The sequence below is a fragment of the Methylobacterium sp. Leaf465 genome (assembly GCF_001424705.1).
Taxonomy (GTDB): Bacteria; Pseudomonadota; Alphaproteobacteria; order Rhizobiales; family Beijerinckiaceae; genus Methylobacterium.
This window is the reverse complement of sequence record NZ_LMRA01000047.1, coordinates 147,710-173,779: the sequence shown is the minus strand read 5'-3', so window position 1 is coordinate 173,779 and position 26,070 is coordinate 147,710. Positions and strand designations below refer to the sequence as shown.

The window sequence follows — 26,070 nt, the reverse complement described above, 5'->3', positions numbered from 1 at the left end:
CGAGACCATGGCGGGGGCGGCCTCGGCGGAGCGGGTCGTCTTCATCGACGACGAGGCGGAGGTCTGCCGGGCCAACCGCCAGAGCCTGGAGCTCGACGGGTTCACGGTGGAGACCTTCGGGGCCGCCGGGCCGGCCCTGACCGCGATCCTGGCCGATCCCCCCGGCCTCGTCATCACCGACGTGCGCCTGCCCGACCTCGACGGGGTCGCGCTGTTCGCCCGCCTGCGCGCCCTCGACCCGGAGCTGCCCGTCATCCTGATCACCGGCCACGGCGACATCCGCATGGCGGTGGGGGCGATGCGCGACGGCGCCTACGACTTCCTGGCCAAGCCCTACCCGGCCGAGGCGCTGCTGGCCTCGGCCCGGCGCGCCCTGGAGCGCCGCCGCCTGGTCCTGGAGAACCGCCAGCTGCGGGCGCGCCTCGACGCCGCCCTGGAGGAGGATCCGGCCTTCCTCGGGGTCTCGCCCGGCATCGTGCGCCTGCGCCAGCTCGTGCGCGAGGTGGCCCAGGCCGACGTCGACGTCCTCGTGTTCGGCGAGACCGGCGCCGGCAAGGAGGTGGTGGCGAGCGCCCTGCACCGCTGGGGCCGGCGGGCCAAGCGCAACTTCGTGGCGATGAATTGCGGGGCGCTGCCCGACAGCGTCGCCGAGAGCGAATTGTTCGGCCACGAGGCCGGGGCCTTCACGGGCGCCCTGAAGCGCCGGGTCGGCCGGATCGAGCACGCCCAGGGGGGCACGCTCTTCCTCGACGAGATCGAGAGCATGCCGCTCAACCTGCAGGTGAAGATGCTGCGCGTGCTGCAGGAGCGCCGGGTCGAGCCGCTCGGCGGCAACGAGTCCCTGGCCGTCGACATGCGAGTGGTGGCCGCCACCAAGGTCGATCTCGGCCAGGCCGCGGCCCAGGGCACCTTCCGGGACGACCTCTACCACCGGCTCAACGTGATCACGATCGCGATCCCGCCCCTGCGGGACCGGCGCGAGGACGTGATCCTGCTGTTCCAGGAATTCCTGCGGCGGGCGGCCGCCCGCTTCGGCCGCGCGGTCCCGGCGATCACGGGCCCGGTGCTCGATCACCTGCGCCGGCACGACTGGCCCGGCAACGTGCGCGAACTCGGGCATTTCGCCGAGCGCTACGCCCTGGGGCTCGCCGACCTGGAGCGCTCGGCCCCGGAGGCCGTCACCGCCGGCACCCTCGCGGATCAGGTCGACCGCTTCGAGCGCGGCCTGATCCGCGAGGAGCTGATCATGGCCGGGGGCGACGTCCGGCTGGCGGCGGAATCCCTGGGGACGCCGCGCAAGACCCTCTACGACAAGATCGCCCGCCACGGGCTCACGCCGACCGACTACCGCTGACGGCCCCGGTCGGGGAGGCCGGCCCTGGGGCCGGCCGCCCGCTTCAGATCAGTCGACGACCTTGCCGTCGGGGCCGACCTTGACCTTCTGCTCGCGGTCGGGGAGCGCCACCTTGATGTCGTACTGCACCGAGGCGCCCTCGCGCTCGACCTCGGCCTCGTAGGCCTTGCCGCCGCCGGCCTTCTGCTCGGCGATCTTCAGGGCGTCCTTGAGCGAGGTGGTGGCCTTCTGGAAATCGGCCGGCTTCAGGCGGGTGAAGTAGCGCTCGATCGGCTGGTTCTCGGTCTTGTACAGGGCGCCGTCATCGGCGTTGATGCCGTACTCCACCAGCTTGCCGTCGGGGTAGACGACCTTGATGCTGTAGTGGTTCGGGTTCTTGCCGTCGGCCTTCTCGAAGTCGGCGTCGATGGCGCGGCCCTTCTCGCCCTGCTGCTCGGCGGTGGTCAGCGCCTGGGCGAGGGTGACCTTGCTGACGGCGGCGCGCTGGTACTCCTTCAGGTCCTTGTCCGTGTTGGCGTCCATCTTGGCGGCGGGGGTCTGGGCCAGCACGAGGCCGGAGCTCAGGGCGAGGAATCCGGCGGCGGCGGCGAGGCGGTACATCATGGCGGGTCGTCCCGTTTCGGGTTCGTTGAAGGACCCTGGAAACGGGCACCGGCCCGTTTGGTTGCCCCGCGTCGATCCGGTTGCCGCCGCCGGACCTCAGCGGGCCGACGGGCCCGTCGGGGCGAGGCCGCCGAGATGCGCGCGGTGCGGCGGGGAGGCGGACGGGGCGGGGGTCGATCCTGCCGCGCCGGACGCGGCGGCCGCCCGGGCCGCCTGCCGCGGCCCGGCGTAGCGGGCGAGCTTGCGCGCCGCGCCGGCGAACAGGCCCGCCAGGGCCAGCAGCGTCGCGTCGAACCAAACGAAGCGCGCCTGCCCGGCGAGGAGCCCGGCCCAGCCGTGATCGACCAGGGCGAGGTCGGCGGCCACCACCGCGAGATAGAGGCCGGCGGTCGCGGTTAGCGCCGCGCCCCAGGCCCGGCGCCCCGGCCCGGCGAGGGCCGCCAGGGTGACGAGGCCCCAGGTGGCGAAGAAGGCGGCGATCTCCCCGTCGCTCCGCCCCGGCAGGCCGAGGGGCAGCAGGCGGTTGGCGAGGAAGTAGGCCGCGATTCCCGCCGGCAGCCCGGCGACGGCGCCGATGTTGAGGGCCTGGACCAGGCGCAGGCCAGGCAAGCCCCGTTCGCCGGCCTTGGGCAGGCGCGCCACCGACCACAGCACGAGGCCGGTGGCCACCATGGCGGAGCCCATCAGGCCGCAGACGAAGAACAGGATGCGCAGGGCCGGCCCGGCGAAATGCGCCTCGTGCAGGCCGACCAGGGTGGTGAAGGTCCGGGTCGCCGGCTTGAGGCCGCCCTGCCGGACCTCGCGCACCGCGCCGGTCACCCCGTCGAAGGCGACCTGCGGGTGCTCGTGCGAGAGCCCGTGCGGCTCCTCGAACACCGCCGTCACCACGGCGTTCGCGTCCCGCGGATTGGTGATCGCCAGCCGCTCCAGGGGCTCGGGCACCGTCGCCATGGCCGCGCGCACCATCGGGCCGATGGGCGCCAGGGTGCCGGGCTGCCCGGCGGGGGGGCGCGGCGCCGGGATCTGGCCGCTCTCGGCGAAGAAGGTCTGGGCCTCGCCCCTGTAGGCCGTGGTGATGCCCCAGGGCATGTACATCACGCTCAAGGTGACGATGCCCGTGTAGGTGATCATCAGGTGGAAGGGCAGGGCGAGGACGCCGGTGACGTTGTGGGCGTCGAGCCAGCCGCGCTGGGCCGACTTGTCCCGCCGCAGCGTGAAGAAGTCCGCGAAGATGCGCCGGTGCGTGATCACGCCGGAGATCAGCGCGACGAGCATGATCATGGCGCAGAGGCCGACGATCCAGCGGCCCCAGAGGGGCGGCATGTGCAGCTCGAAGTGGAAGCGGTAGAGGAAGTCGCCGCCCTTCGTGTCGCGGATCACCGCCGGCGCCCCCGTCGCCGGGTCGAGGCGGGCCTGCCCCGGCGGGGTGCCCGGCCTCGTCCGCCAGAACAGGTCGACGACCGGGCTGTCGGGGGTCGGCAGGCCGATGAACCAGCTCCGCGCCCCGCCCGCATGGGCGGTGAGGTGGGCGACGCCGAACTCGGCCGCCCGCACCTGGGCGTCGGGGCTGAGCGATTCGACCTGGCGGAGCTCGGGCCGCATCCAGCGCGAGATGTCCGTCCGGTAGTAGCTCGCCGTGCCGGTGACGAAGACCGCCAGCAGGACCCAGCCCACGACGAGGCCGGACCAGGTGTGGAGCCAGGCCATCGCCTGGCGGAAGCTCGTTCCCATGCATCCTCCGGGGGGCGGGCCTGGCGAGGGTACGCGTTACCAGCGGTAGCGCAGGGTGGCGTAGACGGTGCGGGGCAGGCCGTAGAAGCAGCTCGAGTAGCTGAAGCAGCCCGTGACATAGCGCTCGTCGAGGAGGTTCTGGGCGTTGACCTGCATCGTGAAGCCGTTGAGCGTCGCGTCGAGGTTCTTCAGGTCGTAGGTGAGCACGGCATCCACGAGGACGCTTTCCGGCACCTTGAAGGAATTGGCCGGGTCGCCCCAGGAGGAGCCGAGATAGCGCACGCCGCCGCCGAGCCCGAGCCCGAGCAGGGGGCCGCTGGTGAAGCGGTAGTCGACGAACAGCGAGGCGGTGGTGTCCGGGATCTGGACCGGGACCCGGCCCCGGAGCGGCACCTGCTGGTTGGTGACCTGGTTGAGGGTCGTGGTGATGTCGGAGACGGTGCGGGCGTCGATGACCGAGACGCCGCCGATGACGTTCAGCCCCTCGGCCAGGTTGGCCCGCGCCTCGAACTCCAGGCCCTGCACCCCCACGGCCCCGGTCTGCACCACGAAGTTCCGGTTGACCGGATCGGCGTTGGTCGCGTTCGAGCGGCGGATGTCGAAGGCGGCGGCGGTGAGCAGGATGTCGGTGCCGGGCGGCTGGTATTTGATGCCGGCCTCGAACTGGTCGCTGGTGATCGGATCGGGGATGCGGCCGACCGAGCCGAAATTCGCGTCGAAGATCCGCCCGGCGGTGATGGGCTCGAAGGCCTCGCTGTAGGAGACGTAGGGCGCGACGCCGTTGTCGAAGCGGTAGAGCAGGCTCGCCCGGCCGGTGAAGGCCTCGGAGGGCACGTCCTGGTTGGTCACGACGTTGGTCGTGAGGCTCCGGGTCGGGCCGAAATTGCTGGCCCAGTCGTAGCGGCCGCCCAGGGTGAGGACGAGGCGGTCGAACTTGATCTGGTCCTGGACGTAGAGGCCGGTCTGCTCCGACGTGATCCGCGCATCCGTGGTGAAGGGCGGCGTCGGGATGGTCATGGCGTAGTCGGGCGCCAGCACGTTCAGGCTGGGGGCCGCCGGGAAGGCCGTCGACAGGGTGCGGGTCTCGAACCTCCGGTAGTCCACGCCGACGAGGGCGGTGTGCGCGAAGAGGCCGGTGTCGAACTTGCCCACGAGGTTGTTGTCGATGGTGTAGGCATCGATCCCGACCCGGGTGGCGATGCGCGAGCGGTCGATGAGCGGCCCGCTGCTGAAGGGGCCGGTATTCTCGCTGAAGGCACTGTAGACGCTGCGGTAATCGCCCTCGGTGCGCAGGTAGCGCGCCGCCGAGTGGACGTGCAGCGCCTCGTTGATGTCGTGGTCGAAGATGTAGCTGATCGAGGCCTGGGTCCGGTCCGAGCGCTCGAAGTTGCGGTCGCCGTCGTAGAAGTCCACCGGCAGGCGGCCGGTGACGCCGCCGCCGAAATTGCGCGGGAACACCGTGCCCACGGCGGGAAAGCCGCCGTAGAAGCCCGAGAACGGATCGCGCTGGTAGTTGCCGATGAGGGTGAGCGAGGTGTCGGCGGAGGGCCGCCAGGTGACGCTCGGGTTGATGAGCACGCGCTCGACCTGCGTCGTCACCGCCGGGCCGTCGCCCTTCCAGCCGAGGCCGATCACCCGGTAGGCGAACTGGTCGGCCAGCGGCCCCGCCGCGGACGGGATCGGGCCGCCGATGTCGAAGCCGCCGCGGACCTCGCTGAAGCCGCCGCCCTGGACGAAGATCTCGCCGTGCTGGACGAAGCGCGGCATCTTGGACACGAAGTTGACGATGCCGCCGGGGCCCGACTGCCCGTAGAGCACCGAGGCCGGGCCCTTGATGACGTCGATGCGCTCCACCCGGAACGGATCGATGCTCGCCGAGGCGTCGCGGCTGCCCGGCAGGGCGAGGCCGTCGAGGAAGAGCGGCGCGGTGAAGCCGCGGATGTAGAACTGCTCCAGGCGGGTGGCGCCGGCGCCGCCCCGCTGCTCGGTGGTCACGCTCGGCGAATAGCGCAGGGCCTGGTTGATGGTGAGCGCGTTCTGGTCCTCGATCTGCTGGCGGCCGATCACCGAGATCGACTGCGCCGTCTCCAGGATCGGGGTGTCGGTCTTGGTGGCCACCCGACTCTGGGTGGCGACGTAGCCGGGCACCGGGCCGACCGCGCCGCCGGGCTGGCTGCCCGAGGCGTTCCGGCCCGCGCCGGCGCCCTCCACCGAGAGGGTGTCGAGGGTCACCGCGTCGGTGGCGTTCTGCGCCTGCGCATCCCGGAGCGCGAACCCGACCGCAGCAACGCCGGACAGCAGCGTGACCAAGAGACAGCGATGGGCTGCTCTGGCGACGGGACGGGCACGCTCACGCGACGCAAAGCAGTTCACAGCCAAAGACCATTCCAGGGTGAGTACGAAGGCGCTACCGCAGACGTGAATTGACTTACTTTCGGAAGCACCAAAACGTCTTGGCAGGATTCCCAATTCATCTGCAAGAGATATGTTTTTTACTTATTCCAGATTGGAACTGAGATGAGCAGACCGCGCGGACACCACCCTTAATCCCGCCCTCTGCGAAAAAACCCGCACCGCGACCCAAAGCGCACAGCCGGCGGAGGGGGCGTCGATCCGGGGACCCCGGACGGGCCGCGCTCCGGCGGCGCGGGCCGGGAGCGGCTTGTCCCCGAGGATCTCCGGGGAAGATCCCGAACGTCGGTCCACGCACCGAAACAGGATGTCCGACGTCTGCCGAGAGACCATGCAGACCCGCACGGATACTTGAAACGCGCGCCCACAACTCCATCTCAGAACCGTCGGTCGCATCCCGCCGCGGGCGGTCGGGAGACCGCGCGCTCTTGCCGTCCTGGGAGGAGCGCCATGCCGGATCCGTCACAGCCGAGGTCTTCGCCCCCCGATCCGGTCCGGCAGGCCACGGTGCGGAACCGGCTCCTGCGGGCGATGGGGCCGGAGGATTTCGCGCGGCTCGCGCCGCACCTGGAGCCGATGGCGGGCGCGCTCCGCCAGCTGCTGATCCGACCCAACCAGCCGGTCGAGCGGCTGTACTTTCCCGAGAGCGGATTCGTCTCGATCGTCACCGAGGCCTCGGCCGGCCGGGTCGAGATCGGCCTCGTGGGCCGGGAGGGCCTCGTGGGCGCCACGCCGATCCTGCTCGACAGCGATCGCACCCCCCACCACGCCTTCGTGCAGAGCGCCGGCCGCCTGCTCGCCATCGACGCCCCGGCGCTCCTGGCGGCCGTCGGGCAGAGCCCGTCCCTGCGCCATCTGCTGCTGCGCTTCGTCCAGGTGCAGATCGTCCACCTGGGCAAGACCGCCTTCGCCAACGCCACCTTCACCCTGGAGGTGCGCCTGGCCGCCTGCCTGCTGATGTGCCACGACCGGATCGACGGCGACGACATCGCCATCACGCACGCGTTCCTGGCCCTGATGCTGGGGGTGCGACGCTCCGGGACGACCCTCGCGGTGCAGAACCTCGAGGGCCAGAACCTGATCCGGGCGCGGCGCGGGCGCATCACCATCCTCGACCGCCCGGCGCTGCGGACCCTGGCCGACGGAAGCTACGGCACCGCCGAGGCCGAGTACGCCCGGCTGATCGGCGGGGCCTGATCCCCGCCGGGGGCCAATCCCCGCCAGGGGCCAATCCCCGCCAGCCGCCAGGGGCCAATCCCCGCCAGGGGCCAATCCCCGCCAGGGGCCAATCCCCGCCAGGGGCCAATCCCCGCCAGGGGCCAATCCCCGCCAGGGCGGCGGAGCGGAGGCCGCCCAGGCCCGCGCCGACCGGGCGCGCGCCCGGCAGGTCCTCGCCACCATCCTGGGCGGCTGAGAACGTCCGCGGCCGAGAACGCGCGCGGCTCGGCTCAGCCCCGGTCGGGCCGGGCCTCCCAGATCGCCGCCTCGACGAAGGGGCGCTTCAGCTGCGGGCCGGCGCCGCTGCGCAGGACGAAGTCGTTGGCGCCGGGATGGCGGCGGATGGCCTTGCCGAGGTTCAGCCGGTAGCCCGCCCCGAAGACGAAGGGCGGCGCCATCGGGTCGGCCATGTAGGCGTTCACGGCCGCCGTCACCTCGGTCGCGGGAATGAGGCCCAGGTCGCACAGGGCGCGAATCGTCAGCTTCTCGGTCATGCGCTCTTCCATAGGCCCCCGGGGGGCGGGGCCGCAACGCGACCCGTCGCACGGGGCGCGGACGCGGTCTTGAGCCGCGGGAGCGCAGGGGCTACCTCTTGGGACGGGGGCCAAGCTTGCCGGAACCCCGGCTCCGCACGCCGCGCGGGGCAGGGGCGTTCCGTGCAGGGCGCTCCGAGACGCCGTCCCCCCGGCCGAAAGTGCATCCGTGGCACCCACCCTGTCCCCCCCGCTTCCCCCACCCGAGCCCGAGGCCGGCGCCCGCCCGCGGGTGAGCGCGCGGGGCCGCCTGCGGACCTATTTCCTCACCGGCATCATCGTGTCGGGGCCGCTCGCCATCACGATCTACCTGACCTGGTGGTTCATCAGCCTCATCGACGGCTGGGTGAAGCCCCTGGTGCCGGCGAGCTACCTGCCCGACCATTACCTGCCGTTCTCGATCCCGGGCCTCGGCCTCCTCATCGCCTTCGTGGCGGTGACCCTGCTGGGCTTCCTCACCGCCAACCTGGTGGGGCGCAGCGTGGTCGAGTTCGGCGAGGTGCTGCTCGCCCGCACGCCGGTGATCTCCGGGCTCTACAAGGGCCTGCGCCAGATCTTCGAGACGCTGTTCTCCGCCAACGGCACCTCGTTCCGCACCGTCGGCCTCGTGGAATTCCCCGTGAAGGGCACCTGGTCGGTGGTGTTCCTGTCCGCGCCGGCCGCCCCGGACGTGCAGAACGCCCTGGCGCCGGGGGGCGACCATGTCGGCGTGTTCCTGCCCTGCGCCCCCAACCCCACCACCGGGTTCTTCTTCTACCTGCCGCGGACCGACATCGTGGAGATCGCCATGAGCGTGGACGACGCGGCCAAGCTGGTGATGTCGGCCGGCGTGATCCAGCCCGACGACCACCCCGCGAAATTCCAGGCCCTGGCGGCGAGCCTGCGGGCCGCCCACGGCGAGCCCCCGAAGGTCGACGCCTGATCCGGGCGCCCCCGGCGTCTCGTCGTCGAACCCGGAGGCTTGGTGCCGTCTGCAACCGACCGAGGCCCTGGAAGCGGATTTGAAAGGGTTTCAACGGCGGATATTCGCCGTATGCGCGTTCCCGCAGCTTCGTGCTCAATCAGGAGCGCAGACCGTGGTGCCGCCGCCATTGGCTGGGCGTTGAGCCCGTCCAGCCCAGGAACGCACGCGTGAAGTGAGCTGCATCGTCGTAGCCGAGCTCTGCGGCGATGCGCCCGATGCTCAGCGTCGTCTCAACCAGCCGCTCGCCCGCGCGGAGAAGCATGATGCGGCGATGAATGTCGGCGTAGCACGTACCAACCTCCTCCAGGCGGCGCTGGAGGGTCCGGCGCGAGAGGCCGAGGCGTCGGGCCACGCGATCGATGGAAGAGCCCCCCTCGTCGAGTTCGAGGGCGATCACGTGTGCGACGCAATCTGCGAGCCGATCGGTGATCGGCGCGTCCTGCATGGCCCCGTCGCGAACAGGACGGAAGCGGCAGGGATTGACGGTCTCCAGAAGATTGGCTGGGAAGGCGAGCCCAGCGCGTGGGCCTAGCGCGACCTCGCATCCGAACAGGACCTCGATCTCGCCGCGGGCCGGGAGCCACGCCCCTGTCACCACGGCGCGCGTAGGCCGCCAGGCCTTGCCGAGAAAATGGCGCACCGTACCCAGCAGATAGCCGAGCGCCAGGATCTCGTTGGCCTGACGCCCGCACGCGATCCGCTCGGCGACTTCGTAGCCGTAGAAGGCCTCCGCACCCCGGCAGCAGACGCCGGTCCGGGTCGCGGTCTGCAAGAGCAGCGGTGTGACGACCTCCACCCGCCCAAGGGCGTCGCCGAGGGTGTCAGCGGACTGCACCTGGATGCCGATGGGACCCAGGCCTGCGATACCGGTGCGGGTCGAGAGCCGAGCCGGCAAGGCGGGATCGCCGATCTCGCGGATGGCTGCCTCGACGAGCGTGAGCTGATCCCGGAGGAGGATCAGCCGATCCGGAGTATCCAAGAGCGTCAGGGGCATTCCGGCGCGACCGAAGGCGCGGCCGACGGAACCGCCGGCTGCGGCGACCGCCTCGGCGATCGGCCCCATCGTGCGCGCCCTGGTCAGTCCGTATGCCGACATGGATGGCCTCCCGGCCGCAAGGTCCGCGCTTTGGCGCAGGATGGCAAGATTGGGGGTTGGGTGTCGCCTAGACCGGAGGGAATTGGCCGGCGTGGATCAGGCCAGAGGTATCCGGGAGGGAACGGCCATGTCGGCTTTCATCGATCGCAGCGTCATACGGCACGCGTATCGGATCGGTATGATCGGCGGCGTCATGACATCGCTGGCGGGAACACCGATCCGCGCGGCGGAAACCACCCCGGTTTCGGTCGCGGTGCTGCCTCTCAAATTGCTCGACACCTCAGGCGAGCCCGCTGATCAGTCCGTTCAGCACACGGAGCGTCTGGCACGCCTGACGGACGGCCTCGCCGTCGATCTTACCGGCACGGGCATGTACCGCGCGGCCGTGCTTCCCGCCGAGCACCTGCGCCAGGATTGCCCCACGGGCCAAGCGACTTGCCTGCTCCAAGCCGCACGGGATCGCGGTGCGCAGCTGATCTTCGTCGGCGTCGTGCATAAAAGCAGCACCCTGATCCTTCAGCTTTGGGCGCGTCTGGTTGATGCACGGACGGGCCGAGATATCATGACCCGCGACCTGAATTTCCGGGGCGATACGGATGAGTCGTGGCAGCGCGCCGAGGCGTTCCTCGTCGCCCAGATCCGCGATGCGGCGGCGAAGCCGCTTTAGCCGATCACCTATCGAAGGGGAGGCACACTCTCTACAGGCGCAAGATGGCGTTTCGCTCGGTTGGCCAGACTCTCGTACCGGAGCAAATCCTCTGCTTGGAAAAAGCCTCCGGCAGATGACGGATGTTCGCTTCCGCAACACGTTGCTGGGAAGCGAACGGGCAGACATCCCCCGTCCCGGCCGCTCGCCGCGGCGAACCGAGCGCCCGATCGTCCGGTCAGCCCGCCCCGAGCAGGCGGATCGCCGCGTCGCGCTCGAACAGGTAGAGCAGCACCCGGAGCGCCTGGCCCCGCGCGCTCGTCAGGCCGGGGTCGCGCTGGACCACGAGTTGCGCGTCGTCGCGGGCCACCTGGAGCAGTTCGGCGTCGGTCTCCAGGCTGGCCAGGCGGAAGGCGGCCATCCCCGATTGGCGGGTGCCCAGCACCTCGCCCTCGCCGCGCAGGCGCAGGTCTTCTTCCGCGATGCGAAAGCCGTCCTCGGTCTCGCGCATCATCTCGAGGCGCGCCCGCGAGACCTGGCCCAGCGGCCCGCGATAGAGCAGCAGGCAGGTGGAGGCGCGCGCGCCCCGCCCGACCCGGCCGCGGAGCTGGTGGAGCTGGGCCAGCCCGAAGCGCTCGGCATGCTCGATGACCATGATGCTGGCTTCCGGCACGTCGACGCCGACCTCCACCACCGTGGTGGAGACGAGGATCTTCGTCTCGCCCCGCTGGAAGCGCTCCATGGCGGCGTCCTTGTCGGGCCCCGGCATCTTGCCGTGGATCAGCCCGACCGCGTCGCCGAAGCTGTGGCGCAGGTCCCCGAAGCGCTCCTCGGCCGCAGCGAGGTCGACGAACTCGGATTCCGCCACCAGGGGGCAGATCCAGTAGACCCGGTCGCCGGCGGCGAGCGCCCGCCCCAAGCCCGCCACCACCTCGTCGAGGCGGTCGGTGGAGACGAGGCGGGTGGCGATGGGCTGGCGCCCGGCGGGCTTCTCGTCGAGCACCGAGACGTCCATGTCGCCGAAGCAGGTCAGCGCCAGGGTCCGGGGGATGGGGGTCGCCGTCATCACCAGGATGTCGACCGCCGCGCCCTTGGCGCCCAGAGCCAGGCGCTGGTGCACGCCGAAGCGGTGCTGCTCGTCCACCACGGCCACGCCGAGATCGGCGAAGACCACGCTGTCCTGGAACAGCGCGTGGGTGCCGACGACGATGTCGACCGCGCCGGCCGCCAGGGCCGCCAGGGTGGCCCGGCGCTCGGAGGCCCTGTCGCGCCCGGTGAGGAGGCGCAGGCGCAGGGGCGCGGCCAGGGGGGCGAGGCGCTCGAAGTGCTGGCGCGCCAGGATCTCGGTGGGGGCCATCAGGGCGGCCTGGCGCCCGGCCTCCACGGCCGAGGCCATGGCGAGGAGCGCCACCGCGGTCTTGCCGGAGCCGACATCGCCCTGGAGCAGGCGCAGCATGCGCCGGTCGGAGGCGAGATCGGCGCGGATCTCGGCCACGGCGCGGCTCTGCGCCCCCGTCAGCCCGAAGGGCAGGGCAGCCTCGATCCGGCCGCTCAAACGCCCGTCCCCCGCATTGGCCCGGCCGGGCGCCCGGCGGTTGCGGGCCCGCATCAGGGCGAGGGCCAGCTGCGAGGCCAGGAGCTCGTCGTAGGCCAGGCGCCGCCGGGCCGGGGAGCGGGGGGCCGCGCCGCCGCCCTCGGGCACGGGGGGCGGGGCCACCTCCGGCCGGTGCTCGGCCCGCAGGGCGTCGGCGAAGGCCGGCAGCCCCTCGCGGGCGATCCAGGCCGGGTCCTGCCACTCGGGCAGCACCGGCAGGCGCTCCAGGGCGGCATGGGCCAGCTTCGAGATCGCCCGGGAGGTCAGCCCCTCGGTGGCGCCGTAGATCGGCTCGACGGTGGGCAGGGCGGCGAGCCCCGCCTCGTCGACGATGCGGGCGGGATGGACCATCTGGCGGTGCCCGTCCCAGAGGTCGATGCGCCCCGTGATGTAGCGGTGGCTCCCCAGGGGCAGCATCTTCTCGACCCGGGCCTGGGGCATGCCGAAGAACACCAGGGTGATGTCCCCGGTGGCATCCTCCACCAGCACCCGGAACGGCCGCCGGCCCGCCCCGGGCTGGGGCGCCCGGTAGCCCGTCACGGTGACGCCGAGGGTCACGGGCTCGCCGGGGGGCGCCTCGGCGATGGAGCCCATCAGGCGCCGGGCGACGCCGCCCTGCGGCAGGTGGAACAGGAGGTCGACGATCCGGGCCGGCTGCTCGGGGGTGCCGAGCAGCCGCTCGATCATCGGCGCCATCTTGGGCCCGATGCCGGGAAGGCCGCGCGCGGGCGCGAAGAGGGCATCGAGGACGCTCGGGCGGAGCAGGGGCTGGCGGGACGCAGGCTCGGTCATGCGGCTCGGGGGCGGGAAACGGGCGGATGGGAATCCGGAGGAGGGGGCAGGACCCGGGCGGAACCGGACGGCCCGGGCGGGATGGCGGCGCGGGCCGCTGACTCTATATACCGCCTGGAAGGCTTGGTCCCGCGACGGATGACGCACCGGGGCCGGGCCGGGGCTGCCACGATCCGAAGGATCCCCCGATCCAAGGATCACGGCATCCCGGGATCCCCGCATCACAGGCTGACCGCATGTCCGGCACCACCCGCACCAGCGCCGACCTCGATCCGCGCCGCCGCCGCACCCTCTTCCGCGCCTGGCACCGGGGCATCCGCGAGATGGACCTGATCATGGGCCGCTTCGCCGATGCCGAGATCGGCACCCTCACGGAGGAGGAGCTCACCACCTTCGAGGCCCTGATCGAGGTGCCCGACCGCGACCTGTTCCGCTGGCTCACCGGCGAGGACGCGACGCCCGCGAACTACGACACCCCGGTCTATCGCCGCCTCAAGGCCTTCCACAGGCACGACGCGCCGATCCACTAGGGATCGGCACGCGCGCGACCCGTCCCCGCCCCCGACTTCCCGCCACCGGATTCCCGAGCATCGGGTTCGCCGGCCCCGGCATCGGCGCCGGGGTCGTGGGGAGACCGTCGATCGGTCGAGGCCGGTCAGCGTCGGAGCTGAAAACACAAGAAGAGCGCCGGCCGAGAGGTGCTTTTCCTGCCGTCGATCATCGGGGCAGACCGTAGATCCGCAGACGTTCGCGCCGATACCCAAAAAACGACCGCGATAGTCCACTCCGAATCAACCAAACCCGTTCAAATTTTCGGCGAGATCAAGGGTGCAATGCTTTTGAAACTTTCACGATCTACTGTTCGGCGCAGAACATAAAAGTAGACTATCGCGCGAGCCTGGATGATGGGATCTTTGATGAAGCGGCGCGTTTTCGCGTATGCAACAGGTCTGGCCTGTTGTCTCGGGGGCCTCCAAGCCTACGCCCATGCCTCGAACGTCGCCGGCATCGTCATCCAGAAAGCCCGACAATTCGGCTTCCAGGCCGTCACCCTGCAGGCCGGCGGGTCCATCGTGCTGTCCAACGACGAGGCGACGGCCGTCCACCACGCCTATATCGAGGCGGACGGCGTCCGCCGCGACTTCGGCGATCAGGCCCCCGGCAGCCGCACCACGATGGTGTTCCCGCACCGGGGCGACTTCCTCGTCCTGTGCGGCGTCCACCCGAAGATGAAGCTGGCCGTCCACGTGGACTGAGGCGCCGGCGGGCGCGGATCGAGCGGACTTCGTCGCCCGATCCGCGCCGGCAGGGTCCCGTCCCGGGGAGATTCGGTCACCGACCGTGGGCGTGCGCCGCCGATCGTCCGTCGGCCGAGGACAGGAACTGCACGTTCAGGCTGGCGCCGGACCGATGCCGCACGGCGCAGTCGAACTCGCGTCCATCCGCCTCGACGACGACCGCGAACCGATCCGGCACCTGGGCGGGCTGGCCCAGATGCAGCCGCGCCCCGCCCTGCGTCAGGTCGCGGATGGTGCAGGCGAGGCGCGCGCCGCCGGGCAGGCGGATCGCGGCGCGCAGGAGGACGCGCGTCCGTCGCTCGGTGCGCCGCTCCTCCATCCCGATGGTCCAGTCGTCCAGGCCCGTGCTGATGCGCGACACCCCGTCGGCCGCCTGCTGCATGCTGGCCAGGATCGCGCCCGTGGCCTGCGCCTGCTCATCCATCGCGGCGGTGACGCCGTCGACATGCCGGCTGATCGTGCCGACCGCCGCCGTGATCGTCGCCAGGGTGGTGGCGACCTCGCTGGAGACCGCCTGCATGCCGGCGATCTCGCTGCTGATCCGGTTCGTGGCGGCGGCGGCCTGGCCGGCCAGGGTCTTCACCTCGGTCGCTACCACCGCGAAGCCGCGCCCGGCCTCGCCGGCCCGGGCCGCCTCGATCGTCGCGTTGAGGGCCAGGAGATTGATCTGCTGGGCGATGTCCGTGATCATCGTGGCGACGCCGCTCATCGCCTGGGCCGCGCCGCGGAGCCGCTCGGTGGCGGCATCCGCCTCCCCGGCCCGGCCGTGGATGTCGTCCACGACGGTCTTGGACTGGGCCATGCTGCGGGAGATCTCCCGCGCGGAGGCGTTCATGACGTCGGCCGCATCGGTGACCGCCTGGACGTTGTCGAGGGTGCGCTCGGCGGTCTCGACCGCGACGGAGCGCGCCTCCATGTTGGCGGTGACGTCGGTGGCGTACTTGACGATCTTGGTCAGGCGGCCGGCGGGATCGAAGATCGGGTTGTAGCTGGCCTGGATCCAGACGGGCCGGCCGCCCTTGCCGAAGCGCTGGAACATGCCCGACGCGAAGCGGCCGGCGCGCAGGCGGTCCCAGAAGGCGGCATACTCGGCCGTCTGCGCGTAGCCGGGCTCGACGAACAGGGCGTGCGGCCGGCCCCGGATCTCCTCGATCCCGTAGCCGAGCGCCGTCAGGAAGTTGGCATTGGCGTCGAGGACCGTCGCGTCGGGGGCGAACTCGATCACCGCCTGCGAGCGGTTGACCGCCGCCAGCTGCGCCATCGCGTCCGCGACCTGCAGCTTCTGCGCGGTGATGTCGGTGGCGAACTTGACCACCTTGACCGGCACCCCGTCCCGGTCCCGGATCGGGTTGTAGGTGGCCTGGATCCAGATCTCGCGGCCACCCTTGGCGATGCGCTTGAACTCGCCCGAGCGGAACTCGCCGCGGCCGAGATCCGCCCAGAACGCGCGGTACGCGGCCCCCGCGCGCTCGTCCGGATCCACGAACAGGCCGTGATGGCGCCCCTGGACCTCGTCGCGGGTGTAGCCCACCGCGGCCAGGAAATTGGCGTTGGCCTCCAGGATCGTGCCGTCGAGGGCGAAGGCGATGACGGCCTGGGAGCGCTGCAGGGCCTCGAGCTGCCCGTCGTGGTCGATGCTGCGCAGGACCTCCGCGGTGACGTCGGTGGCGAGCTTGACCACCCGGGTCACGCGCCCGGCGCGATCGCGGACCGGGTTGTAGGTGGCCTGGATCCAGACCGCCCGGCCATCCTTCGCGAAGCGCTTGAACGCGCGCGTCTGCGGCTCGCCGCGGCGCAGGGCGTCCCAGAACGCGCGATAGGCTTCGCTGGCCCGCTCTTCGGGGGAGACGAAGCGTCCGTGGGGCTCTCCCGTCACCTCGGCGAGGGTGTAGCCCATCAGGTCGAGGAAGAGGTCGTTGGCGGTGAGCACCGTGCCGTCGGGGGTGAACTCGATGCGGGCCCGGGACCTGTCGATGGCGGCCATCAGCGCGCGCAGATCGGTGTCGAAGAACGGCACGGAGGGCCCCCCACGATGCGCAGCCCGCATCCGCACCCGTCCTACGAGAGTCTGATTAAGCAAACCCGAAACATCTTAAAGTCGAGGACTCGAACACCTTCAATCTTTGACGCGATGCGCTTCACGGAGTCGCGATCTCGACATTCATCGATGAGGTTAAACAATGTTGTTGCTGGGCAGCACAGGGCGCCTTGCCTGACCGGGTAAGGAACCGGCCCGGGCCGCCGCGCAGCCCCGCCCGACGGGCTTCCCAAACGCCGATCTGCCAAGCATCGATCTGCCAAGCATCGATCTGCCAAGCATCGATTCACCGGGCGGGCGGGCCCGACGCGGGGCGGACCGCGAAAGGTCTTGACAATATTCCTAATTCGTGCCCCTATCTCCCGACCTGCCGCCCGTACGAATCGGGAGCCCGACCGGAGACCGACCGGACGGGCTGGGGGCGGCGGGGCGGTGCCCGCGTCGGTGGCTTCGGTCGCTGCCGCCCCGGGCGACGGCTCGCTATGACCGCCGGCTCGGCACAGGGCGGCGCGCCGGGGGAGGAAATGCCCCCGCCGTCCGACCCGTCGCTGGGCCAGCGGGAAGACGCTGCGGCGCCGCCCATGACGAGGCGGCGTGCGACGAAGGCTCGCTCCGAAGCGTGCGGGGTCTCCCCAGAACCCGCCGAACTTAGCGCCAGCGCGAGCCCCGTCGGAGACACCGCGACGCCAACGGCCCCGGCGGCGACGCCGGAGCCGAGGGACGCCGGGGAACCGGCAACATTCCAAGCGCAACACAGGGTTCCGCGGCGTCCCGCGTCCCCGTCCGCGCGTCGACATCTGGGCCATGCCTCCGGCGCGGAACCGCGCGCGGGGGTGAAGCCGCATGGGGAGGGGGAACCCGCCGCCGGTCGAGGTCCGCGGGCCGCTGCGCTGGATCAACGCGGCGGGGTAGGTTAACGCCGGTTACGGCGGGGGGCGGGTCTGGTAAGGACCGGGCTCAGGGATACATACGGTCCCGTCCCCTTGCGCGTCCGTCCCGCCGGTCCGCCCCCGGGGGGGAACGAAACGTCCTTTCGAGGCCGCCGAGGCGGTCCTTCCGAGACAGGATGGCGGACGGAAGAACAGGCGCTTCCGCCCGGCCCAGCACGAGTTCAGAACCCCGACCCGATGGCAAAACCTCAACCCAAAGCCCCCGCGCCCGCGGCAAGACCCCAGACGGCGCGCTTCGCCCTGCCGAAATCCGGGGCGCTGGCCCGCGCCCTGGAGGCGCTGAAGCGCGGCGACAGCCCGACGCTCGCCAACGTGCCGGAGGGGTTCGACGCGGTGGTCGTGGCGGATCTCGCCCGGGCCCTCAGCCGCGACGTCGAGGGGCCGGCGGTGCTGGTGCATGTCGCCCGCGATTCGGGGCGCTCGGCCGCCTTCGTCAGCGCCCTGAAGTTCGTCGCCCCCGAGATCGAGGTGCTGAGCGTGCCGGCCTGGGACTGCCAGCCCTACGACCGGGTCTCGCCCAACGGCGCCATCGCGGCCCAGCGCATGACGGCCCTGTCGCGCCTCGCCCGCTCGCGCTCCTCGGAGGAACAGCCCCGCATCCTCTGCACCACCGTCAACGCTTTGATTCAGCGGGTGCCGCCCCGAGAGAAGATCGCGGTCGAGACGTTCTCGGCCGCCATCGGCAACGTGGTGCCGATGGACACGGTGACGGCCTGGGTCGAGGCCAACGGGTTCCTGCGCACGGGCACCGTGCGGGACACCGGCGAGTACGCGGTGCGCGGCGGCATCCTCGACCTGTCGCCGCCGGGTCTGCCCAACCCGATCCGCCTCGACTTCTTCGGCGACACCCTGGAATCGATCCGCGCCTTCGACCCCGAGACCCAGCGCACCGTCGGGCAGCTGCGCTCCCTCGACCTCGTGCCGATGAGCGAGGTGCAGCTCACCACCGAGACGATCCGGCGCTTCCGCCAGGGCTACCTCTCGAATTTCGGGGCCGCCACCCGCGACGACCGGCTCTACGAGACCATCAGCGAGGGCCGGCGCTATGCCGGCCTCGAGCACTGGATGCCGCTGTTCTACGACCACCTCGACACGCTGTTCGACTACGTGGCCGGCGTGCCGATGGTGTTCGACGCCCAGGTGGACGAGGCGGCGCACGAGCGCCTCACCCTGATCCGCGACTATTACGACGCCCGCGCCGAGGCGATGAAGGCGCCGTCCCCCGGGGTCGCGCCCTACAAGCCCCTGAAGCCCTCCGCCCTCTACCTCACCCCCAACGAGTGGCGCGACCGGGTCGCGGCGGCGGCGATCGCCCGGCTCTCGCCCTTCTCGATGCCGGAGAGCCCGGACCGGGCGACCATCGACTGCGAGGGCCGCCAGGGCCGCACCTTCGCGGCCGAGCGCGCCGAGGAGGCCGCCAGCGTGTTCGACGCGGCCGTCGCCCACGTGAAGGACCTGCAAGGGTCCGGGCATCACGTCATCCTGGGCTCCTGGTCCGACGGCTCGCGCGACCGGCTCTGCTCGGTGCTGGCCGACCACGGCCTGAAGAAGCCCGTGGCCATCAACACCCTCGCGGCGGTGAACGCCCTGAAGCGCGGCACCGACGTCGCCGTCGCGGTCTGGGGCCTGGACTCCGGCTTCGTCGTCGACCGCCTCGCGGTGATCTCGGAGGGCGACATCCTCGGCGACCGGCTGGTGCGCCAGAAGCGCAAGGCCAAGCGCCCGCAGGACATCATCCTGGAGGTGCAGGCCCTCCAGCCCGGCGACCTCGTGGTCCATGCCGACCACGGCATCGGCCGCTTCGTCGGCCTCAAGACCGTGACGGCCGCGGGGGCGCCGCACGATTGCCTGGAGATCCAGTATGCCGGCGGCCTGCTGCTGCTGCCGGTGGAGAACATCGAGCTCCTGACGCGCTACGGCTCGGAGGATGCCGAGATCGCCCTCGACCGTCTCGGCGGCGGCGCCTGGCAGGCCCGCAAGGCCAAGATGAAGAAGCGCATCCTGGAGATGGCCGGCCAGCTCATCCGGGTCGCGGCCGAGCGCTTCGTGCGGCAGGCCCCGCGCCTGCACGCGCCGGAGGGGCTCACCGACGAGTTCGCCGCCCGCTTCGCCTTCGACGAGACCGAGGACCAGGCCAACGCCATCGACGCGGTGCTCACCGACCTCAATGCGGGCCGGCCGATGGACCGCCTCGTCTGCGGCGACGTCGGCTTCGGCAAGACCGAGGTGGCGCTCCGCGCCGCCTTCGCGGGGGCCATGGGGGGCAAGCAGGTGGCGGTGGTGGTGCCCACCACGCTGCTGGCGCGCCAGCACTACCGGACGTTCAGCGAGCGCTTCAAGGGCCTGCCCGTGGAGGTCGCCCAGATGTCGCGCTTCGTCTCCAACACGGAGATGAAGCGGGTGCGCGACGGGCTCGCCGCCGGCACCGTCGACATCGTCGTCGGCACCCACGCGCTGCTGGCCAAGACCGTGGCCTTCAAGGATCTCGGCCTCATCATCGTCGACGAGGAGCAGCATTTCGGCGTGGCCCACAAGGAGCGCCTCAAGGCGCTCCAGGCCGACGTGCACGTGCTCACCCTGTCGGCGACGCCCATCCCCCGCACCCTGCAGCTCGCCATGACGGGGGTGCGCGAGCTCTCGATCATCGCGACGCCGCCGGTGGACCGTCTGGCGGTGCGCACCTTCGTGACCCCGTTCGATCCGCTCCTGATCCGCGAGGCCCTGCTGCGCGAGCGCTACCGCGGCGGCCAGTCGTTCTACGTGGTGCCGCGCATCGAGGATCTGGCCGAGGTCAAGCGCTTCCTCGACCAGGAGATGCCCGAGACCACGGTGGCGGTGGCCCACGGCCAGATGGCGGCGGGCCAGCTCGAGGACGTGATGACGGCCTTCTACGAGGGCAAGTTCGACGTGCTGCTGTCGACCACCATCGTCGAATCCGGCCTCGACATCCCCACCGCCAACACCCTGATCGTGCACCGGGCCGACATGTTCGGCCTCGCCCAGCTCTACCAGCTGCGCGGCCGCGTCGGACGCGCCAAGGCCCGGGCCTACGCGCTGTTCACCACCCCGGCCAACCGCACCCTCACGGTCCAGGCGGAGAAGCGCCTGAAGGTGCTCCAGACCCTCGACACCCTGGGCGCGGGCTTCCAGCTCGCGAGCCACGACCTCGACATCCGCGGCGCCGGCAACCTCCTCGGCGACGCCCAGTCGGGCCACATCAAGGAGGTGGGCTACGAGCTCTACCAGCAGATGCTGGAGGACGCCGTCACCGCGCTCAAGGCCGGCATCGACGAGCCGGTGGAGGAGGCCTGGTCGCCCACCATCGCGCTCGGCGCGCCGGTCACGATCCCGGAGGACTACGTGGAGGACCTCACCGTCCGCCTCGGGCTCTACCGCCGGCTCTCGACCCTGGAGAACGACGCCGAGATGGAGAGCTTCGGCGCCGAGCTGATCGACCGCTTCGGACCCCTGCCGCCGGAGGTGGAGCAGCTCCTCAAGATCGTCACCATCAAGATCCTGTGCCGCGACACCAACGTGGAGAAGGTCGAGGCCGGCCCGAAGGGCGTCGTCGTCCACTTCCGCGACAAGGCCTTCGCCAACCCGCAGGGGCTCGTGGCCTACGTCGCCGAGCAGGCCTCCTTCGCCAAGGTGCGGCCGGACATGAGCATCGTCTTCATCCGGGAGCTCGACACGATCCCGGAGCGCCTCAAGGTGACGACCACGATCCTGCGCAGCCTGTCGACCATCGCCCGCCGCAAGAAGGCGGCCTGAGCCGGAATGCGAAAAGGGCGCGCCGCCGGCACGCCCTTTTCGCATGGAACAGAAGAGGTTGGGACGGTCTCTTCGACCAGTCTCTCAGAGGTCCGGCTGGTTCAGCACATAGGGGCCGATCTGGCTCTGCAGGTCGATGCAGGTGCCGGACCGGCGGCCCATCGTCTCGTCGACGACGATCACCGGGATGCCGGCCTGGCGCATCTGCTCGCGCAGGCGCTCGGAGAGCTGGGCATAGGCCGGATCGCGCCGGGACGAGGCCTGGAGCAGGATGGCGGCCGGGCGCGCGATGACCGCGAGCACGTCATGCGCCGCCTCGAGGGAGGCGGTGACGCTGGCGTAGCCGAGCTCCGCGAGCTCGGCGGCGAGCGAATGATCGATCGCACGGTGGCCGTCGTCGACCACGAGAACTTGTTGCAGCGCACCCATGAGCATCAGTGCTAGCCCATCCTTCGTCCCTTGGAAAGAGACCCGTGTGACAACACACATGGGGGCGGTTGGTTCGCCGGCCACGTTTCGGACGTGACCGTGCCGCCCGATCCCTGAGCGGCGGATGAACCGATTCGATGCGGCGCATCATTCGGTGGCGACGGAGCGCGCGGCCTTCGCCCAACCCGTTCCGGCGAATCGGCAAACCGGCTTTCGGCACCGCAATCGCGGATCGGCGGCGGGCGCCGCGGCCGATCGCCGGAGGGCGCCGCGGTCCCCCGGCCGGCAGCCCGGACGGCGGGCGGTTCAGGCCCGCCGGATGGCGAGGGTGCGGTCGTCCTCGATGCCCGCGGCGAAGGGCGAGGGCGCCCAGGCATCGACCGTCTCGGGGATCGCGATATCGCGCTGCAGCGGCTCGGCGTGGCAGGCCCGGCCCCGGAAGGCGAGGCGCCCGTCCGGGTCCCGCCGCAGGGCCATGAGGGTCGAGAACAGGTGGGCGCGCTCGGGATGGGTCAGCGCCAGGGCGACGTCGTTGGCCTCCCGGGCACCGGCCAGGAGGGCGGTCTCGTCGAAGGCGACCACGTCGATGATCGGGCGATGGGCCTCGGAGGCGAGGGTGCGCGGACCGAGGCGCCCCGGGGCGCGATGCGCGAGGACGATGGCCTCCAGCGTCCGCGGCAGGCGGCTGGCGGCGAGGTTTCGCTCCAGCGCCGCCGGCACGACGAGGCGGGTCGGCAGCGGCCGGTCGAGGGCGTCGGCGAAGCTGCGGGCCTCGAACACCGGCAGCGTCTCGAGGCCGGCGCCCGCCACGAGGGCCGCCCCGAGGCCGGTCACGAGGCCGCGCAGGTCGCTCTGCGGCACCAGGCTGAGGATGCGGTCCCCGGGCTGGACCCGGGCGGTGACGAGGTACACGGCGATGGCCGCCAGCAGGGCGTCGCCGCTGCGGTGGACCGGATGCGCGGGATCGCCCGCGGTGAAGCTGATGAGGCCGCCGGGCCCGGGGGCGAAGGGGCCGCCCGCCTGGTCGAGGGCCATGGCGTCGAGGCTGATCACGCCGTCCGGAACGTCCGGGCCGAAGGCGGCGAGGTAGCGCAGCCCGAAATACCGGACCGCGACCCGGCACAGGCGCTCGGCCAGGGCGAGGGGGCCGAACCGGGTCTGGGTGATGACCGCCGGGAGCGCGGCCTGCTGCACGGCGGCGAGGAGGCCCTCCTCGTCGAGGCTCAGCGGCAGCAGGCAGGGGATGTGGCCGGCGGCCTCCACGGCCAGGTAGGCGAGGAAGCTCTCGGAGCTGCCCGGGAGGGCGAGGCCGATGCGGCTGCCGGGGGCCAGGCGCCAGCTGCGCAGGCCGTTGGCGAGGCGGGCCACGATCTCGGCCGCCGCCCCGTAGGTCCAGGTGATGGCGGGCCGCCCGCTCCAGAGGGGCTTATGCGGCGGATCGACGAAGGCGACGCGATGGGGATGGGCATGGGCCGTCCCCGCCAGAAGGGTACAGAGACGCTGCGCCCGGGGCGGAACCCGCGCGCTGTCGGGCCCCGCGCCCGCAGGGCTCCCCGACGTGGCCCCGGACCCCACCAGGGCCGGACGGCCGGGCCCGGGTGCGGACCCGCCGGCCATGCGGCGGCTGGCCTGGGACAGGGGGATTCCCGCCCGGACCGAGTCCAGGAGATGGGAGGCTTGAAACTGGGCTGCTTGCTGCGCCGGCACGTACGCTGACTCCCGCGACCCTTCGTTCATGAAGGTTTAGGGTTAAGTTCGCCTTAACCCCGGAGCCGCCGCAGCCCCCCGGCCACGGCCGTGGTGTCATGTCTTCGCCGCATTCGGGGGGAAAGCAGGCCGCCCTGTCGTCGGGACGGGACTGCGCCGTCGAGGGCGCGGTCCGCGGGTTGCCGCGCGGTGGCGGAGGCTCTCATCCGCTGCACCGCTGCGATCCCGGTCCAGTCATGATCTCGGCCCAGGGGGATGTCGGCTTCGAAGCGATCTCGGTCGAAGGGTGCCCGTCCGGCGGGCCTGGTGCGATGTATGCGCCGGGCAGGGGCCGAACGGACGTCCGAACGCCCGAAGCGCCCTTGAAGTCCGAACCGTTCGATGCGAATCCGCGCCCCAGCTTCGAGGCGCATCCCGCGAGCCGAATCCGTTACGCCGTATCTTAAGGGGTCAGAGCTGATGTTCTTCGCCAACCGTCCCGCGCGCCCGCTGCGCGTCGCCGCGTTCCTCGCCCTGGCGGGCCTTACCGGAATGGCGGGGGTTGCCGGACCGGCTCTCGCGCAGGGAGCCAAGGGCAAGGCCGCGCCGGCCCCGACCGCCCCCGCGCCGACGGCGCCCCCGGCCGCCGCTCCCACCGGGGCGGCCCAGACGGGCCCGCAGATCGTCAACGTGAAATCCGATCCGGCCCAGACGGAATGGACCAAGGTCTGCGGCAAGGACCAGGCCAGCGGCACCGACGTCTGCTACACCACCCGCGACTTCGTCTCCGACCAGGGCCAGCCCGTGCTCGCGGTCGCCGTCTACGAGATGAAGAACGCCGCCCAGAAGCAGGAAGTGCGGGTGATCCGCTACCTGCTGCCCCTCGGCCTGCTGCTGCAGCCGGGCATCCGCTTCACCATCGACGGCCAGCAGGGTACCGCCGGCAAGTTCGCCGTGTGCTTCCCCAACGGCTGCTTCGCCGAGGCCGGCAATGTCGGCCCCGAGCTCGTCGCCGCGATGAAGAAGGGCACCACCCTCAACGTCAGCGTCCAGAACCAGACCCAGCGCGAGGTCACCTTCGCGGTGCCGATCACCGGCTTCGGCAAGGCCTTCGACGGCCCGGCCATCGATCCGAAGGTGCTGGAGGAGCAGCAGAAGAAGCTGCAGGCGGAACTCGAGAAGCGCAGCGAGGACATGCGCAAGAAGCTCGAGCAGCAGAACGCCGCCGGCGCTGCACCGGCCGCCGGTGCGCCGGCCGCCGCGCCGAAGCCCTGAGGATCGCGACTCCGCCGGCCGCTCGCGCGGCCGGCCTTCCTGAACGCAACGAGGCCGGGCGCGATGCCCGGCCTCGTTGCGTTTCACGGGCCTGTCTCCCGGCGCCGACCGCGCCGGCGGGGTCTCAGTTGGCGTGGGCTGCCCCGCGCATCCGGTAGCTGCCGTCGGCGTCGCGCTCGAACACCTCGGCGATGCCGGTATGCCGGAGGGCCTCCCCGGAGGTGTCGGTCACGAGGTTCTGCTCGGACACGTAGGCGACGTATTCGCTCTCCGCATTCTCGGCGAGCAGGTGGTAGAACGGCTGGTCCTTGCGTGGCCGGACCTCCTCGGGAATCGCCAGCCACCATTCCTCGGTGTTGTCGAACACCGGGTCGATGTCGAAGACGATGCCGCGGAAGGGATAGATGCGGTGGCGCACGACGGCACCGAGGCCGAACTTGGCGGTTCTCATCACGGAATCGGCAGTGATCGTATCGGTCATGCGATAGAAAATAAGCGGCTCCGGGCCACTTGTCATCGGCGGTGCTCCGCCGATGACGAAGGGGAGGGGAAAAACCCTCAGGCGAGACCGTAGGTCTTGGCGAGTTCCGGATCCTTCTCGGCCACGAGCTTGGCGAGATCGACGATGACCTTGGCCTGCTTCCAGGTGGCGTCGTCCTGCATCTTGCCGTCGAGCATCACCGCGCCGGTGCCGTCGGGCATCGCCTCGACGATCCGCACCGCGAAGGCGACCTCCGCCGGATCGGGGGCGAAGACCCGCTTGGCGATGGCGACCTGATTCGGGTGCAGGGTCCAGGCCCCGGCGCACCCCATCAGGAAGGCGTTGCGGAACTGGGCCTCGCAGGCCTCGCCGTCGGAGAAGTCGCCGAAGGGGCCGTAGAAGGCCTTGAGACCGTTGGCCATGCAGGCATCGACCATCTTGGCGATGGTGTAGTGCCAGAGGTCCTGCTGGGCGGAGGCCCGGGCGGCGCCGTCGCTCGTCGGGTCGGCGATGACCCGGTAATCCGGATGGCCGCCGCCGACGCGGGTGGTCTTCATGCCGCGGGAGGCCGCGAGGTCGGCGGGTCCGAGGCTCATGCCGTGCATGCGGGGCGAGGCGGCGGCGATGGCATCGACGTTGGCGACCCCCTCGGCGGTCTCGAGGATGGCGTGGACGAGGATCGGCTTGGTCACGCCGTGCCGGGCCTCGAGCTGGGCCAGCAACTGGTCGATGTAGTGGATGTCCCACGGCCCCTCGACCTTGGGCACCATCACGACGTCGAGCTTGTCGCCGACTTCGGCGACGATCTCGAACAGGTCGTCGAGAATCCAGGGCGAGTTCAGGGCATTGATGCGGGTCCAGAGGCCGGTGCCGGAGGCGGCGAAGTCGGTGGCCCGGGCCATGGCCACGAAGCCCTTGCGGGCCGCCTCCTTCTGGTCGATCGGCACAGCGTCCTCGAGGTTGCCCAGCACCACGTCGACGGTGGCGGCGAGCTCCGGCACGCGGGCCCGGACCTTCTCGTTGTGGGGCGGCACGAAGTGGATCATCCGCTCCAGCTTGACGGGAAGCTCGCGGAAGGGGGCCGGTGCGCCGGTGGCGAGCGGCTGGAAGAAGCGGCGTGGCAGTTTCATGGGTGGTTCTGGCTCCCGGGAGTTTCTTTGTGTGAGATCGGCGTCCCGAACCAGCGGTTAGGGCAAGGC

19 protein-coding genes are annotated in these 26,070 nt (G+C 71.3%); 8 read left to right on the top strand and 11 right to left on the bottom strand.

Translation table 11 applies throughout. The features are described 5' to 3' along the window. Positions 1-7: 7 nt before the first annotated feature. Positions 8-1,354, top strand: coding sequence for a sigma-54 dependent transcriptional regulator (locus ASG51_RS21670; RefSeq protein WP_056275093.1), 1,347 nt, complete (start codon positions 8-10; stop codon positions 1,352-1,354). Positions 1,355-1,402: 48 nt separating this feature from the next. On the opposite strand, the gene ASG51_RS21665 is transcribed toward ASG51_RS21670, so the two are convergent. From ASG51_RS21665 to ASG51_RS21655, 3 genes are all read right to left on the bottom strand, one after another. Next, on the bottom strand, positions 1,403-1,957 hold the full coding sequence (locus tag ASG51_RS21665; RefSeq protein WP_056221905.1) for a PepSY domain-containing protein: 555 nt from the start codon (positions 1,955-1,957) through the stop codon (positions 1,403-1,405). 96 nt (positions 1,958-2,053) lie between these two features. Next, positions 2,054-3,688: a PepSY-associated TM helix domain-containing protein gene (locus ASG51_RS21660; protein ID WP_056382963.1), complete on the bottom strand. Its 1,635-nt coding sequence runs from the start codon at positions 3,686-3,688 to the stop codon at positions 2,054-2,056. A 36-nt stretch (positions 3,689-3,724) separates the two neighbouring features. Further along, a complete protein-coding gene (locus ASG51_RS21655) occupies positions 3,725-5,989 on the bottom strand; it encodes a TonB-dependent siderophore receptor (protein WP_244480229.1) in 2,265 nt (754 codons plus the stop codon). Positions 5,990-6,550: 561 nt separating this feature from the next. Between ASG51_RS21655 and ASG51_RS21650 the strand changes: the two genes are divergently transcribed. After that, positions 6,551-7,297 (top strand): Crp/Fnr family transcriptional regulator, encoded by a 747-nt coding sequence (locus ASG51_RS21650; RefSeq protein WP_056382958.1) that lies wholly within the window; start codon positions 6,551-6,553, stop codon positions 7,295-7,297. 251 nt (positions 7,298-7,548) lie between these two features. Here ASG51_RS21650 and ASG51_RS21645 read toward each other — a convergent pair whose 3' ends face one another. After that, positions 7,549-7,812 (bottom strand): hypothetical protein, encoded by a 264-nt coding sequence (locus ASG51_RS21645; RefSeq protein WP_056221917.1) that lies wholly within the window; start codon positions 7,810-7,812, stop codon positions 7,549-7,551. Positions 7,813-8,020: 208 nt separating this feature from the next. Between ASG51_RS21645 and ASG51_RS21640 the strand changes: the two genes are divergently transcribed. Continuing rightward, entirely contained in the window at positions 8,021-8,773 is a 753-nt protein-coding gene (locus tag ASG51_RS21640; protein ID WP_056221922.1) for a DUF502 domain-containing protein, read from the top strand. 139 nt (positions 8,774-8,912) lie between these two features. Here the strand turns inward: ASG51_RS21640 and ASG51_RS21635 are convergent, their stop codons facing one another. Continuing rightward, positions 8,913-9,878 (bottom strand): AraC family transcriptional regulator, encoded by a 966-nt coding sequence (locus tag ASG51_RS21635; protein WP_244480001.1) that lies wholly within the window; start codon positions 9,876-9,878, stop codon positions 8,913-8,915. Between the two features lie 160 nt (positions 9,879-10,038). On the opposite strand from ASG51_RS21635, the gene ASG51_RS21630 reads away from it, so the two are divergent. Next, a complete protein-coding gene (locus tag ASG51_RS21630) occupies positions 10,039-10,578 on the top strand; it encodes a DUF2380 domain-containing protein (RefSeq protein WP_244480224.1) in 540 nt (179 codons plus the stop codon). A 217-nt stretch (positions 10,579-10,795) separates the two neighbouring features. On the opposite strand, the gene recG is transcribed toward ASG51_RS21630, so the two are convergent. Beyond that, complete coding sequence (gene recG / locus ASG51_RS21625) at positions 10,796-12,943, bottom strand: ATP-dependent DNA helicase RecG (protein WP_056221929.1); 2,148 nt, start codon at positions 12,941-12,943, stop codon at positions 10,796-10,798. A gap of 236 nt (positions 12,944-13,179) precedes the next feature. On the opposite strand from recG, the gene ASG51_RS21620 reads away from it, so the two are divergent. Beyond that, the gene (locus ASG51_RS21620; RefSeq protein WP_056221932.1) at positions 13,180-13,473 is read left to right on the top strand and encodes a succinate dehydrogenase assembly factor 2; all 294 of its coding nucleotides are present in this window, start codon (positions 13,180-13,182) and stop codon (positions 13,471-13,473) included. A 387-nt stretch (positions 13,474-13,860) separates the two neighbouring features. Continuing rightward, the gene (locus ASG51_RS21615) at positions 13,861-14,199 is read left to right on the top strand and encodes a hypothetical protein (RefSeq protein ID WP_056221935.1); all 339 of its coding nucleotides are present in this window, start codon (positions 13,861-13,863) and stop codon (positions 14,197-14,199) included. A gap of 76 nt (positions 14,200-14,275) precedes the next feature. On the opposite strand, the gene ASG51_RS21610 is transcribed toward ASG51_RS21615, so the two are convergent. After that, a complete protein-coding gene (locus ASG51_RS21610; protein WP_244472569.1) occupies positions 14,276-16,288 on the bottom strand; it encodes a PAS domain-containing protein in 2,013 nt (670 codons plus the stop codon). Between the two features lie 1,118 nt (positions 16,289-17,406). Here ASG51_RS21610 and mfd point away from each other — a divergent pair. After that, positions 17,407-21,000: a transcription-repair coupling factor gene (mfd, locus tag ASG51_RS21605; protein ID WP_056382957.1), complete on the top strand. Its 3,594-nt coding sequence runs from the start codon at positions 17,407-17,409 to the stop codon at positions 20,998-21,000. An 84-nt stretch (positions 21,001-21,084) separates the two neighbouring features. Here the strand turns inward: mfd and ASG51_RS21600 are convergent, their stop codons facing one another. Continuing rightward, entirely contained in the window at positions 21,085-21,429 is a 345-nt protein-coding gene (locus ASG51_RS21600) for a hypothetical protein (protein ID WP_056222214.1), read from the bottom strand. A gap of 306 nt (positions 21,430-21,735) precedes the next feature. Continuing rightward, on the bottom strand, positions 21,736-23,136 hold the full coding sequence (locus ASG51_RS21595; RefSeq protein WP_244480223.1) for a class I adenylate-forming enzyme family protein: 1,401 nt from the start codon (positions 23,134-23,136) through the stop codon (positions 21,736-21,738). 459 nt (positions 23,137-23,595) lie between these two features. On the opposite strand from ASG51_RS21595, the gene ASG51_RS21590 reads away from it, so the two are divergent. Then, positions 23,596-24,390, top strand: a complete 795-nt coding sequence (locus ASG51_RS21590; protein WP_056221942.1) for an invasion associated locus B family protein — start codon at positions 23,596-23,598, stop codon at positions 24,388-24,390. Positions 24,391-24,514: 124 nt separating this feature from the next. On the opposite strand, the gene hspQ is transcribed toward ASG51_RS21590, so the two are convergent. Both hspQ and ASG51_RS21580 read right to left on the bottom strand, forming a co-directional pair. Further along, positions 24,515-24,841 carry a heat shock protein HspQ gene (gene hspQ / locus ASG51_RS21585; RefSeq protein WP_244480222.1) on the bottom strand — a complete coding sequence of 109 codons (327 nt, stop codon included), beginning with the start codon at positions 24,839-24,841 and terminating at the stop codon, positions 24,515-24,517. 107 nt (positions 24,842-24,948) lie between these two features. Then, positions 24,949-26,001 carry a CoA ester lyase gene (locus ASG51_RS21580; protein WP_056221945.1) on the bottom strand — a complete coding sequence of 351 codons (1,053 nt, stop codon included), beginning with the start codon at positions 25,999-26,001 and terminating at the stop codon, positions 24,949-24,951. Positions 26,002-26,070: the final 69 nt, after the last annotated feature.

What these genes read in the sequence shown, in the direction of transcription:
- ASG51_RS21670 (WP_056275093.1), top strand. Translation starts at nt 8, where the DNA reads ATGGCGGGGGCGGCCTCGGCGGAGCGGGTCGTCTTCATCGACGACGAG.
- ASG51_RS21665 (WP_056221905.1), bottom strand. Translation starts at nt 1,957, where the DNA reads ATGATGTACCGCCTCGCCGCCGCCGCCGGATTCCTCGCCCTGAGCTCC.
- ASG51_RS21660 (WP_056382963.1), bottom strand. Translation starts at nt 3,688, where the DNA reads ATGGGAACGAGCTTCCGCCAGGCGATGGCCTGGCTCCACACCTGGTCC.
- ASG51_RS21650 (WP_056382958.1), top strand. Translation starts at nt 6,551, where the DNA reads ATGCCGGATCCGTCACAGCCGAGGTCTTCGCCCCCCGATCCGGTCCGG.
- ASG51_RS21645 (WP_056221917.1), bottom strand. Translation starts at nt 7,812, where the DNA reads ATGACCGAGAAGCTGACGATTCGCGCCCTGTGCGACCTGGGCCTCATT.
- ASG51_RS21635 (WP_244480001.1), bottom strand. Translation starts at nt 9,878, where the DNA reads ATGGGGCCGATCGCCGAGGCGGTCGCCGCAGCCGGCGGTTCCGTCGGC.
- ASG51_RS21630 (WP_244480224.1), top strand. Translation starts at nt 10,039, where the DNA reads ATGTCGGCTTTCATCGATCGCAGCGTCATACGGCACGCGTATCGGATC.
- recG (WP_056221929.1), bottom strand. Translation starts at nt 12,943, where the DNA reads ATGACCGAGCCTGCGTCCCGCCAGCCCCTGCTCCGCCCGAGCGTCCTC.
- ASG51_RS21620 (WP_056221932.1), top strand. Translation starts at nt 13,180, where the DNA reads ATGTCCGGCACCACCCGCACCAGCGCCGACCTCGATCCGCGCCGCCGC.
- ASG51_RS21615 (WP_056221935.1), top strand. Translation starts at nt 13,861, where the DNA reads ATGAAGCGGCGCGTTTTCGCGTATGCAACAGGTCTGGCCTGTTGTCTC.
- ASG51_RS21610 (WP_244472569.1), bottom strand. Translation starts at nt 16,288, where the DNA reads ATGCGGGCTGCGCATCGTGGGGGGCCCTCCGTGCCGTTCTTCGACACC.
- mfd (WP_056382957.1), top strand. Translation starts at nt 17,407, where the DNA reads ATGGCAAAACCTCAACCCAAAGCCCCCGCGCCCGCGGCAAGACCCCAG.
- ASG51_RS21600 (WP_056222214.1), bottom strand. Translation starts at nt 21,429, where the DNA reads ATGGGTGCGCTGCAACAAGTTCTCGTGGTCGACGACGGCCACCGTGCG.
- ASG51_RS21590 (WP_056221942.1), top strand. Translation starts at nt 23,596, where the DNA reads ATGTTCTTCGCCAACCGTCCCGCGCGCCCGCTGCGCGTCGCCGCGTTC.
- hspQ (WP_244480222.1), bottom strand. Translation starts at nt 24,841, where the DNA reads ATGAGAACCGCCAAGTTCGGCCTCGGTGCCGTCGTGCGCCACCGCATC.
- ASG51_RS21580 (WP_056221945.1), bottom strand. Translation starts at nt 26,001, where the DNA reads ATGAAACTGCCACGCCGCTTCTTCCAGCCGCTCGCCACCGGCGCACCG.